Genomic DNA, 13,081 nt, shown 5'->3' on the forward strand with positions numbered 1-13,081 from the left:
GTTTCTGAATTTGAATACTGTTCGTAATACACATTACGCAAGTATTTTTAAATTGTTTTATAGCAGCAAAAATTGCAACCATGCTAGAACTCCTGTTTCCAGTTCAATGTGCGAAGTACATCAGCAAACACACCAGCGGCTGTCACTTCCGTACCAGCACCATAACCGCGTAATACTAACGGGATAGGTTGGTAATATTGACTATAAAATGCGAGTGCATTTTCGCCATCTTTTACTTTATTCAATGGATCGTTTTCATCCACAGCCATAATACTACATTTACATTTTCCATCTTCAATACTGCCAATATAACGTAATACTTTACCTTCTTCATTGGCTTTATCTTGCAACTGTTTGAAGTACTGATCTGCTTCTGGCAAACGTGCCATAAACTCATCAGCCGTTCCTGTATCATCAAAACCAGGCGGCAATGCTTGTTCAACTTCAACATCATCTAAGTTGATGTCCATGCCCGATTCACGCGCTAAAATAAGTAACTTACGAGCAACGTCTGTACCACTTAAATCATCACGAGGATCAGGTTCAGTAAAACCAAGATTACGGGCTTCAGAGGTGACATCTGAAAATGATTTCCCATCATCTAACTTGCCAAAGATGAACGATAAAGAGCCAGATAAAATACCATTAAATTTAACTAAACGGTCACCTGCGTTGAATAGGTTTTGTATATTTTCAATCACCGGTAGACCAGCACCCACGTTAGTGTCATATAAAAACTTACGACGTTTCATTAACGCAGTTAAACGTAATTGATGGTAGTAATCCATGCTACTTGTGTTAGCTTTTTTATTGGCAGTGACTACGTGGAAACCTGCGCCTAAAAAGTCAACATAACGCGCTGCAATACCATCATTACTAGTACAATCAACAATCACAGGATTAATGATATGCGAACCATTAACGAGGTTTTTCATCGCCACTAGCGATAACTCTTCAGTGGCATCTTTTAATAAATCGCGCCAATTGTTTAGATCAACACCATGAACATCCAATAACATTGCACGGCTATTCGCCACACCACAGACTCGAATCGCTATATTGCGCTCTGCTAAATAGGTTTGTTGACGATGAATTTGGTCGATTAACGCACCACCAACACCACCACAACCAATCACAAATAAGTCTATAAATTGCGTACTGCTAAAGAAACTGTGATGACATGCAATCACTGCTTCATTGGCTTTTTTCTCAGAAACAACAGCAGAGATAGAACGCTCAGAAGACCCCTGTGCAATCGCTGTCACATTAATAGATGCATCGGTCAGTGCAGTTAGAAAACGCGCAGCAACGCCCTTTTCTTTTTTCATGCCATCGCCAACAAGCGAAATAATGGCTTGCTTGTCAATGACATCGATTTCTTCTAGTAAATTATTTTCAAACTCTAGGCTAAATTCTTCTATTAACGCATCAATCGCCTGTTGTGCATCGTTTGAATAGATACAGAAACTTAAACTGTATTCCGATGAAGATTGTGTGATCAAAATAATCGAAACACCCGCACGAGAAACAGTCGAGAAGATACGACCGGCCATGCCAACAATACCTTTCATACCAGGGCCTGAAATACTTAGCATACTCAGCCCTTTAAGATCTGAAATGCCTTTTACACGTAACTTCTGATCACTTTTTTGTGCACTAATCAAGGTACCTTCCGCTTGAGGATTATGTGTATTTTTAATAAGACAAGGAATATGGTGCTGCGCAATCGGAGCGATAGTTTTTGGATGCAATACTTTGGCGCCAAAATAAGAAAGCTCCATGGCTTCAGCGTAGCTTAACGATGTAAGTAATTTTGCATCTTTAACTAAACGTGGGTCACAGCTATATACGCCATCAACATCGGTCCATATTTCACAGCATTCTGCTTTTAAACAAGCCGCTAAAACCGCAGCTGAATAATCTGAACCATTACGTCCTAAAACTAATGTTTCACCTTCTTCATTACCTGCTGTAAAGCCCGGCATTAAATAGATAGCATTAGCAACAATCGCATCTTGTGCTAATAATTTACGTGATGTTTTAATGTCTATTTGTGCTTCTAAATAACCACCTTTAAAAGAGATTAACTTTTGCTGAGGCACAATCACTTCAACATCTTGGCCTTTAGCAATAAGAAGTTGCTTCATACAAGCAACACTTAACACTTCACCTTTACTTAAAATGCGTGCTTCGATGCTCGCCGGACATTGACCTAACAAACGCACGCCTTCTAATAAATTACTTAACTCAGCAATTTCATTTTCAAAGGTATTACGTAATAGATCGTCAGCTAATTCAGCGTAGGTTTCTTTTAGGCCTTTAATGAGCTCAGAGAAGATTTTTTGAATTGCAATTAAATGCTCATCAGCAGACAATCCTTGGCTGGTTTTTTCTACTACCGCTACCAAGTTATTGGTCACCCCTGAAGGCGCTGATAATACAAGAGCGATTTGAGACTGTTGCTGATTATTAATAACAATATCAGCCACCTGATTGAAACGTTGAGCATTTGCTAATGAAGTGCCGCCAAATTTAAGTACGCGCATCGTACCTCCCTGCTTTAATACGAAAAAACCCGCTTTCAATAGCGGGCTTTATGAATGTATAGATTTTCTTTTTTACAAATAGCAAAAAAAGCTGCGAACTAAGCGCAGCTTTCTTCGGTTTGAACGGATAAAATAAAATAAAATACATGTGTGTTAATAGTTTCATTATTAATTAAATTTATGATGAGATTATATCAAAGCTTAATGCGTACTGGAACAAACAACCGATCTAGCTTGCAATTAATTAGCATAACAAATAACAAAATGTTAATTCCCCCCCTCTGTGACTTGATAAATATCAAATAGACAAGGTAAAACGCTTGTTTAAATCCATAATAAGTTGTTATCTATATGTTAAGTAATTACACTTTAACCACTGAAAACTGAGACTTTTTAAACTGCATAGAATTTAGCATGATTAATTGTTTAAAAACGGCTGAAATTCTGCGAGCCATGACAGTTTCACTCAACCTAATATTATCCCGCACAGGTTGAGCAAAGCATTATTAATTTTTATAGGAGTCAATTCATGTCTAGCGCTAACATTTTAGTTGTAGAAGATGAGTTAGTAACAAGAAGTACATTAAAAAGCGTTTTTGAAGCCGAAGGTTATCAAGTATTTGAAGCTAATGACGGTACTGAAATGCACCAAGTATTAGAGCAAAATGAAATAAACCTGATTATCATGGATATTAATTTACCAGGTAAAAATGGGCTTTTATTAGCAAGAGAGATACGTGAGCATAAAAATATTGCCCTTATTTTCTTAACCGGTCGTGACAACGAAGTGGATAAGATCCTTGGTTTAGAAATTGGCGCAGATGATTATATTACTAAACCCTTTAATCCGCGTGAATTGACCATTAGAGCACGCAACTTATTAACACGTACCATGCAAGATACCTTGTATTTTGAGCAGGTGCGCCAAAAGGTTGAACATTATAAATTCAGTGGTTGGACACTAGAGATAGATAGTCGCTCATTGATTAGCCCTCATGGTGAAGTGTTCAAACTACCGCGTAGTGAGTTCCGAGCAATTTTACATTTCATTGAAAACCCAGGGAAAATACAAACTCGTGCGGATCTATTAATGAAAATGACAGGACGAGAATTAAAAGCACATGACCGTACAGTAGATGTCACCATCCGTCGTATTCGTAAACACTTTGAAACCGTTCCAGAATCAGCAGAAATCATTTCCACGATCCACGGTGAAGGTTACCGCTTTTGTGGTGAATTAGAATAACCTCCTGAAGTTATAAATCCAATGTAGTACGAATCTAAAGTAAACAAAACAGAAATCGTTATCTACATGTTGATTAAAACTAAGAAGGCCAGTTTTACTGGCCTTCTTAATTATTTACAGTATATCTACCTGGTTTTATCAACCTTAGCGACCTACCAATTAAAAACAAACTCGTTTCTTATACCGATTTAAACGCCTTCAGTCCTGCGCGACACGAATATTATCCGCTATTGGCAACAATCCATTTTCTCAATTTTTTCACGTCTTCAAGATAACCTACTTTGATCAACTCGTGCCAATCATCAATATTATCCCACCAAGCCGGTAACTCTGGCGATTGCATTTTTTGCGCTAACTTCTGAATACGTAACAACCCTACGGAAGCAGCAGCGCCTTTAATTTTATGTGATTGAGAAGCGATCCCCTTTTCATTTTTTGCCACCATATGACTTTCTAGAATAGACAAATATTCAGGCATCATCGTCTCAAATAAGGAGACGTTATCTAACATCACTGACGTCGGTAAAAACTCCATCAACTCTTTCAGCATTTGTTCATTAAACAAATCAACTTTAGGTTCTTTCTGTATCGCAGGCTGCACATTAATGAGATTAGTAACCACTTCACTTGGATCACTAAAGTGGCGTTCCAACATACTATTAAATAATGGTAAACTTAAGGGTTTACCAATTGCATCATCCAAGCCTTTTTCAATAAATTGCTGTGTATCGGAAAAAACATTTGCGGTTAAGGCAACAATTGGCGGTAATTTAGAATATGTTTCACGCAGGCGTTGTGTCACCTCATAACCATTCATATCCGGCAATTGTATATCCATCAAGATCAGCTGAAATTCTTTATTGGCCACCTTATCGAGCGCTTGCTGTCCATCCATTGCGACGTCAACATGATGGCCTTGCTTTTCTAATAAGGCCCTTGCAACTAAGATATTCAACTCTATATCCTCTACCAGTAGGATAGACAAAATCGGCACCTGGAAGGTTGACTCTTTTTTTGATGCTGCAACGCATACCGTCGGTAAACTGAGAGTGAATGTACTGCCTTTCCCTAATTCACTGCTTACCGTTAAACGTCCATTCATTGCTTTCGCAATTTGGCTTGAAACCGACAAACCGATACCCGTTCCCGTTGCATGGCGCTCGCCTTGAACTTGATAGTACATGGCGAATATTTTGTCTAACTTATCTTTTGGAATACCGACGCCAGTATCTTCGACTTCAAAATTTAACCATGTTTTTTGATCTTCTATAAAACTGCTACAGCGTATAGTCACTTCACCTTGAACGGTAAACTTAACGGCATTAGTGATTAAGTTCCATAGTACTTGCCGTAAACGGGTACCATCAGAGTTAATGCATTTAGGTAATTCCCCTTCTTGTTTGAAGATTAAAGTTAATTTCTTTTGTTCCGTTTGAATATATGCAAGGCTTTGTAAATCATTGATGAAATCATCTACATTAATACAGTCATTAACTAAATTAAGGCGTCGTCTATCTAACTTATCAAGGTCGACAATATCATTGAATATATTCCCTAGCGTGATAGCACTCATATGAATGGTTTTAAGGTATTGAGTCTGTTCTTTATTAAAGTTTTCATCTAATAACATACGACTTAAGCCAACGATACCATTGAGAGGCGTTCGCAACTCATGACTAATAGTTGAAATAAAGGTAGTTTTATCGCGACTGGCTTTTTCTAAAAATTCTTGGTGTTTTTTACGTTCAGTAATATCTCGGCCAAAACCAATTAAACCAACACATTCGCGTTGGCTATTAAATAAGGGTAACGCACGAATTTCAAAATAGGCCATGCGCCCATTTGGATATTCCAACCACGTTTCGTGGATCTGCTCAAGATGAGTTTCAATCACTTTTTTATGCCTTAATGAAACTGACTGAGCATACTCATCAGAATAGATATCGGCAGGCACTAAACCAATTAATTCAGCTTCTGTTTTACCTGAGATCTCTTCCATTGCTTTGTTACAACTGACAAACCGTTGCACTAAATCCCGATGAAAAATCAAGTCAGGTGAGGTATCAAAAAAAGATTGTAGTAAGTTTTTCCCTTCGCGCAATTGCAGCTGTGTTTTTTGATGATCTACAATCTCATTTTCTAACAAGTGTGTTTTAGCTTTGTCTCGCTGGGATATTTTCTCTAATTTATCGACAGTCATTGCTAAACGTTGACGCGCATTATCTAAATCATCAACCACTACCGTTAAAAAATAAACTGCCCAAGGTGTGATCAATAAACCTAACATAACCGAACGATAAATATCGGCCATGTCGAGTGATTCAGAAAACAGATGTGCAATGATAATTTGAATACAGGCATCACCTAAAATAATCGCAAAGGCTAGTAACATGCTAAATTTTATTGGACCAAGACGTTTCAATAGCGAAACATAATAATGTACCCATGTTTTTAGATTAAATAGACTCACAGTTCCTCACAATATTAATAACTTAAATGAATGACAGGATTAAATAATAGAACGCTTAGTGTAACCGGTTTTTAGCCATTAATAATAATCCCAAGTACTCAGTGCTTGATGTTCTGCATTCACTATTCAGTTATCTCAGCCACCATATAAATAAAGGCGATTCGATATAAAATACTATTATCTGACCAGCACAAGTTATTTGCTTAGATCGCAAGTCTTAATTGAATATTACATGACATGGTTATAACGCCTTCCACCTCATTTTACACCTAGACTTGAAATATAATCATAATCAACATCAATAAAGCATTTAAAATCAATCATTTTTTAAGTATAGGGATAAATTATCAATCACTTAGATAAAACCTTTGTATTTGGTGGTTTTTAATTTTTGTGATCCCGTTTATAATGCGCGCTTCTTTTTATATTCATTTATCCATGTAAAGCATGTTGAAGGGAGCCTTATTGAATGGCAATGCCAGATATCGCAAATAGTGCACAAGCTCAAACAGAAGGCGCGTTAGATCGCGTAGGTATGAGTAATATTGAGTTACCATTGATGGTACAGACAGATAACTGCCCTGCTCAACAAGTCAGTGCTAATGCAGAATTATTCGTTAACCTGGGTGATCCGCAAGCCAAAGGCATTCATATGTCACGCTTGTACCTGCAACTAGATCAACTTTCAACAGAATCTGAACTAACGTTAGCGACATTAACGACTTTATTAGAAGGGTTTATCGAGAGTCATCAAGACTTAAGTTCAGAAGCCTTTGTTAAAATCGCATTTGATTATAATTTACGTCGCAAATCATTAATCAGCGAAAAGCGTGGTTGGAAAGCTTATCCCGTTGTCATTATCGGACGTTTAATAGATGGTAAACTGGATATTGAACTTCAAGTTGATGTCCCATATTCTTCAACTTGCCCATGTTCAGCAGCTTTAGCTCGTCAATTGATTCAAGATGCATTCAGTAAAAAATATGCGCAAGCAGCAACACTTGATAAAGACGAGATTGTGGCTTGGTTAGGTTCTACTCAAGGTATTGTAGCAACGCCGCATAGCCAACGTAGTGTTGCACAGGTGAAAGTTAAACTTCAGACAACTGCTGATAACTTTCCAATTATTACACTGATTGATTTGATTGAAGCAACATTAAAAACGCCAGTACAAGCAGCCGTAAAACGTGAAGATGAACAAGAATTTGCACGTTTAAATGGTCAAAACTTAATGTTCTGTGAAGATGCTGCACGTCAATTGCAATATGCATTACATCAACAAACACAATTTAGTGATTTTTGGTTACGCGTAAATCATTATGAAAGCTTACATGCGCATGATGCGGTATCGGTTACCACTAAAGGTATTAAAGGCGGTTATCAAGCTTAACCACTGAGAATATTTTTTATTAAGCTTAATAAAAAACCTTGTTCAGCAATGACCAAGGTTTTTTTATCTAACAAATAAGAACATGAGATAAGTACGATTCCAATCAAGAAGAGGCTAAGGTCAGCAACTATTGCTCGCCGATTACCTCTATAAAGGGAATCTCAGTTTTAAAACTCACTATTTTTTTAGTGTACGGGTGCTTGATACTTATTTCGCTTGCATGCAATAACAAACGAGGAGATAAACTTAACGCCAACGGATCTGCATAAAAATCATCCCCTAAAATAGGATAGCCCATTGCCATCATATGCAGTCGTAATTGATGTGTACGCCCAGTAACAGGCATCAATTTTATTAATGTACTTTGCTTTCCATAACTCACTACTTCATAAAAGGTTTTACAGGCTTTACCCGATTCAAAATCAACCTTGTGTTTAGGCGGGTTATCTTTATCTTTACTGAGTGGTACATCGATACAACCTTGCTGCTGTGGCACATGCCCTAAAACACGAGCATAGTAGACTTTTTTTGTTTCACGTTCTTGAAACTGTATTTTTAGCGCCCTTTCAGCTTCTTTTTTTAAAGCGAAAATGATCACACCAGAAGTGGCTAAGTCTAAGCGATGTACGGTATGGCTATCAGGATGTAATTCAAGCAGACGACTGTAGATACTGTCATGTCGTTCAATATCACGCCCCGGCACCGATAAAATCCCAGCAGGTTTATTAAATACAATCATATCTTTATCTTTATAGATCGTATCTAACCAAGGTTCAGTAGGCGGGTTATACAAGAAGTCATTCATCGTCATGTCAGTTAGTTGCTTAAACAAGTGGCAAAGATACCATTTACCAATAATTTTTCAATGAATGAAACACCCCTTCTTAGGCATAGTCATTACTATGATTAAAAGAAAGATGATAAGCAAGGTAATAAGAATCGTCATACGCATCACCTTCTATTGTTAATTAGCCACTAAATTAAGCAAGTCACACATGCTATAGTCCATAATTTAGGTTACTAAATGGCAATATCACAATACCCTTCAAAACTGAGTTTGCCCATAATTAACCCAGGCGTCGCGACAGTATTTGAATATCTGCTTATTAAATTCCCTTATGTTAAAGCAAGCGTTTGGCAACAGCGTATTAATGATGGCAAGGTGCATTATCATGATGGTTCACTGTTAACAATGCAATCCCCCTTTCAGTCACAGCAACGTATTTACTATTACAGAGAAGTTGAAAACGAACCGATTATTCCTTTTGCGGAAAACATATTATTTCAAGACCAACACATTTTAATTGCCTATAAACCGCACTTTCTTGCTGTCACACCAGGAGGAATCTATGTGAGTGAATGTTTACAAAATCGTTTACGTCAACGAACGGGGATAGACACCTTACAAGCATTACACCGTTTAGACAGAGTCACTGCTGGATTAGTAATGTTCTCTATCAACCCTGAGACGCGAGCGCTTTATCATGATTTATTTGAGAATAAAAGAATACACAAAACTTATCAAGCAGTGGCTAAGATTATAAAAAATCAGGCTTTAATCGATAAAGAATGGCAGGTCAACAATCGTATAGAAACCAGTGAACCACGTTTTACAATGCGCATTACTGAAGGAGAAGCTAACAGCCACTCTATTATAAAATGCATACAACAAACGACTCAACAGGCGTTATTTGAACTAACCCCCATCACGGGTAAAACCCATCAGTTACGAGTCCACATGCAATCATTAGGTTTCCCGATATTAAATGATAAATATTATCCTCATTTACAGCCATTATCAGCAGATGATTATTCAGCACCATTACAATTATTAGCTAAAGAACTCAAATTCATAGACCCTATTACCCAACAACCAAGGCACTTTCAATATGATGGTAATTTATCATTACTTTAAATTTCATTATAAATAATGTAATAAATGACCTATTAAATAACGTATGAAATAAAAAATTGAATGGACACATAACATTCATCATTAATTTATGATTCATCATCACAAACTTGAATTAAACCTATCAACTAAGGTTAAATAGAGAGAGCTTTCTTATACTTTAACCTTTTGCTTTCATATACTTCTGCACGATGAACTTACACGGTTAACTTACACTACTAACTTGATCTAATTGATTACCTTAGACTAGCTTACTAAGCTATCGCTTAAATAAACCTATTATTCACAAATAGGATCAACGATGTCGACAATCATATTTATATTCCTTGGCAAGAAGGTCATGCAGTATGTGTAGATAACAAAGGTAAGAGTTTTAAAGGTCGAAAATGTGCAAGTAAAGCAAATATAGAATATCGCTATATGCAATCCGACATGTTTAATCTTTATCCCGCCATTGGCGCAGTTAACGCATTAAGAAGCAATTACAACTTCACTATGTTACCTAATGAAAAAAGTGATTTTGGTTCTTGTTCAATGAAAATAGAGAATAAAAAGGCAAAGCCACCTGAATCATCCCGAGGACGAATAGCAAGAACTTACTTGTATATGGAAGATTCATATAGCCGCTACAAAATGAGCAAATCACAAAAACAACTTATGAACGCTTGGGACAAAATGTATCCAGTTAGTGATTGGGAATGTAAGCGAGCAGAACGTATAGAAAATTTACAGGGTAATATAAATAATATTGTAGTTAATCGGTGTAATGAAAAAATTAAAATGTTAAAAATAAATTTATAACAAAAATAATACAGAGACCCTAATGACAAAAATAATATCTAAAACTCAGAACAACGGAAAATGTGTTTTTAAAATATCTTATGATACAGATGGGACAGCTGACCATACCATCGATGCGCACACTCTCGGGACATCTATTATCAATATGTCTAAGTTAATAAAGGAAGCCGATGAGCATATTAACTCTAAAGCGCCAGATTTAAGAGTTGAGGTGAAAGCAAACTCTGAAGGCTCATTTGTTGTTGAGTTTGTAACTTATTTACAAAATGCAGGAGTAAATCCTCTTTCTGTACTTGGTCTTATTCCTGTAACTGCTGGTGTTGCAACTGTTTTTGGAGCGATTAAACAAATAAAGTCCAGAAAGGTCAAACTAATTGAAAAAACATCAACAGGAATTTCTAAAGTTTTCCTGGATGATGAAACTTCAATTGAACTACCTAGTCATATAGCTGATCTTGTCGTAAACAAGAGCTTCCGAGATAGTATTGATAAAGTAATTAGCAGACCGTTGTCTGAATCAACTAATGCAAAGTTCATAATTAAAGATGAACTAGATAACGAAGTTTTAACGATAACCCAGCGTGAAAGTATAGACTTCAACTCTATTACTTCTAATGTTGTAGACCAGATTATTGATACAGAAGAACAAAAAACTATACGTTTTACTAACATCAACTTCGATGGGAATGCAGGATGGAAGGCTGAATTGGCAGATCGAACTACAGTTCCAATAATTATGCAAGATAACGCATTTATTAATAAAATAAGCAAAAATAACCTACAGTTTGCTAAAGCTGATTTATACTCAGTAAAATTAAGAACAGTAAAAAAAATTCGTCATGGTACAACGCCTACCTATAAAAGGTATGTTATTCAAGTGACGAGAAATGTTACTCAATCACAACCTCAGACTTAGGCACCATATGACAGAAACAGACGCATATTTAAATTTATTTTTAATACTAGGGACAATATTGACGCTTCCCTTTGTATGGAGTCTATTTATTGCTGTAGGTAAATTTTTAATAGTGACATTTTTGCCACCAAAAGATGTCACTTTTGAAATCAAATTAGCCTCTGGTGAAGTTATAGTAAAAAAGGTAAACATTGAAAATAATAAAGAACTTATTAATGCAATACTCTCAGAAAATGGGAGGGTAATTTCTTAATGTCTATTAACAAAAAAAGTGATGGAGTTTTAACAAGCGCTATTGCAGGCTTATCGACAATTTTAATTGCTTTACTTCAATATAACCCAACAAAACTAGATGCAGACTTAATCATAATGCTATCTACTTGCTCTCCAGTAGTATCTGCAGCGGTTATCTCCACTTTTTATTGGCTTTTTTTACAAGGAAATGGAGAAACTATCGAGCAAAAAGCTGTAAATAGTCAATTGAGTCGTCAAATAAAATTTTTGCGGAAACAGATTAAAACAAATAAAAAACAAAATATATGTACAGAACGCTTACATGAAACACTCAATAATACGATCGAATCAAAAGCAAAACAGTATAAGTAGTTTAATAGTCATATAGACTATTTGAGTATAAATAAGTTTTAATAAACAATGGTACTTAGATTGGTTTAGTAATTGCTGGCAGCTTAATCGATATTTCTTTGAGCTCTTAGTCCATTTTATGACTTGTTTACTTTCTCCAATGAAGGAAAAATTTCCGTCGAGAGCTTACTTTGTTAAGTCTGAAAGTAGAAATTTTGGATAAATATTTATAATATCTTCAATCCATTCTTTTTTCATTTTCAATGAAATAGCAACTCTTTCATATTCACGGGGGTTTTCAATGATATCTTGAAGAGCTTCAATCACACTCGGAATAATGACCCTCTTACCATAATGCCCTTCAGCTAATTCAATAGCTTTATTAGGGATGCTTCCCCACTCTTTATACATAGCAAGAATATCAAATATATCTTTATGAGGTAGAGTCAACTTTCTATCCGCATTAGCAAGTAGCTTAGTATAAAAGCATGATTGTTGATCTAAAAATGGAACAGGAAATTTATCAAGGTCTATAAGTGAATTAAGTTCATAATTATCAAAACTAACAAACTCTAACTTTATAGCAGTATTTTCATACTTAATTATAGTTCTAACGGCATCTCTATCTGCTCTAATTTCTCTTGCATAGGTAAAGTCTTTTTTTACTAAATCTCCTAGGGTACGATTAGTCACTTGCTCTCTAACTGCTCTATAAGCGTCTTTATTTGGACACAAAAAATCAATATCGATAGACTCTCTAAATTCGCTCAATTCTAGAGCGATTCTAGTACCACCACCAAAAATAACTTTATTAGCACAAAAAAAATCAGCATTAAAATTTTCTAATGCTGATTCTATAATTTGGTGATGCTTAATCGCATAGTTTGCCAATTAATTCACAGCCGGCATAAAAAAACCATTACCATATGCGTCAGTTAAACGACTAATTAATTTTTTTTCTTCATCGATCAATTTATCTTGATTAACATAACCCCATCGTTTTTCATATAGTTCTAAAGCTAATTTAGGTTCAATGAATTTTTGGTGCATATCCCATAGAAGCTGATTTAACTCATGGTATTTATTACGATTTATATTTCTCATATTATAACCTTAAGTCTACTGCTAAACTTTTAAAAAATAGACGTCAAACTTTATATATTTAATATACATTCAAAAAACATTTAATACAATGTGCATACAACGTTAAATATG

At 35.8% G+C, this 13,081-nt stretch carries 11 protein-coding genes and 1 pseudogene; 7 read left to right on the forward strand and 5 right to left on the reverse strand.

Going from position 1 to position 13,081, the window contains the following annotated elements:
• Positions 1-83 precede the first annotated feature (83 nt).
• The gene (gene thrA / locus H5084_RS06625; protein ID WP_182689960.1) at positions 84-2,546 is read right to left on the reverse strand and encodes a bifunctional aspartate kinase/homoserine dehydrogenase I; all 2,463 of its coding nucleotides are present in this window, start codon (positions 2,544-2,546) and stop codon (positions 84-86) included.
• 529 nt (positions 2,547-3,075) lie between these two features.
• Between thrA and arcA the strand changes: the two genes are divergently transcribed.
• Entirely contained in the window at positions 3,076-3,792 is a 717-nt protein-coding gene (gene arcA, locus H5084_RS06630; protein WP_028869661.1) for a two-component system response regulator ArcA, read from the forward strand.
• A gap of 220 nt (positions 3,793-4,012) precedes the next feature.
• Here arcA and arcB read toward each other — a convergent pair whose 3' ends face one another.
• Complete coding sequence (gene arcB, locus H5084_RS06635) at positions 4,013-6,262, reverse strand: aerobic respiration two-component sensor histidine kinase ArcB (protein WP_182689961.1); 2,250 nt, start codon at positions 6,260-6,262, stop codon at positions 4,013-4,015.
• Positions 6,263-6,731: 469 nt separating this feature from the next.
• Between arcB and folE2 the strand changes: the two genes are divergently transcribed.
• Positions 6,732-7,652: a GTP cyclohydrolase FolE2 gene (gene folE2 / locus H5084_RS06640; RefSeq protein ID WP_028869659.1), complete on the forward strand. Its 921-nt coding sequence runs from the start codon at positions 6,732-6,734 to the stop codon at positions 7,650-7,652.
• 127 nt (positions 7,653-7,779) lie between these two features.
• On the opposite strand, the gene H5084_RS06645 is transcribed toward folE2, so the two are convergent.
• A complete protein-coding gene (locus H5084_RS06645; protein WP_028869658.1) occupies positions 7,780-8,457 on the reverse strand; it encodes a pseudouridine synthase in 678 nt (225 codons plus the stop codon).
• Positions 8,458-8,676: 219 nt separating this feature from the next.
• Here H5084_RS06645 and H5084_RS06650 point away from each other — a divergent pair, with 219 nt between their 5' ends.
• From H5084_RS06650 to H5084_RS06670, 5 genes and pseudogenes are all read left to right on the forward strand, one after another.
• Complete coding sequence (locus H5084_RS06650; protein WP_182689962.1) at positions 8,677-9,567, forward strand: pseudouridine synthase; 891 nt, start codon at positions 8,677-8,679, stop codon at positions 9,565-9,567.
• Positions 9,568-9,891: 324 nt separating this feature from the next.
• A pseudogene (locus tag H5084_RS06655) lies at positions 9,892-10,365 on the forward strand (endonuclease); the annotation flags it as partial.
• 22 nt (positions 10,366-10,387) lie between these two features.
• Positions 10,388-11,281, forward strand: a complete 894-nt coding sequence (locus tag H5084_RS06660) for a hypothetical protein (RefSeq protein ID WP_182689963.1) — start codon at positions 10,388-10,390, stop codon at positions 11,279-11,281.
• A gap of 7 nt (positions 11,282-11,288) precedes the next feature.
• Entirely contained in the window at positions 11,289-11,534 is a 246-nt protein-coding gene (locus H5084_RS06665) for a hypothetical protein (RefSeq protein WP_182689964.1), read from the forward strand.
• Entirely contained in the window at positions 11,534-11,887 is a 354-nt protein-coding gene (locus tag H5084_RS06670; protein ID WP_182689965.1) for a hypothetical protein, read from the forward strand. The genes H5084_RS06665 and H5084_RS06670 overlap by 1 nt, the downstream gene beginning before the upstream one ends.
• 165 nt (positions 11,888-12,052) lie before the next feature.
• Here H5084_RS06670 and H5084_RS06675 read toward each other — a convergent pair whose 3' ends face one another.
• Positions 12,053-12,757, reverse strand: a complete 705-nt coding sequence (locus H5084_RS06675) for a nucleotidyl transferase AbiEii/AbiGii toxin family protein (protein WP_182689966.1) — start codon at positions 12,755-12,757, stop codon at positions 12,053-12,055.
• Positions 12,758-12,970 (reverse strand): hypothetical protein, encoded by a 213-nt coding sequence (locus H5084_RS06680; RefSeq protein WP_182689967.1) that lies wholly within the window; start codon positions 12,968-12,970, stop codon positions 12,758-12,760. It lies immediately after the preceding gene.
• Between the last annotated feature and the right edge of the window lie 111 nt (positions 12,971-13,081).

Origin of the sequence: Psychromonas sp. SR45-3, assembly GCF_014163575.1 — a bacterium.
Classification (GTDB): domain Bacteria; phylum Pseudomonadota; class Gammaproteobacteria; order Enterobacterales; family Psychromonadaceae; genus Psychromonas; species Psychromonas arctica.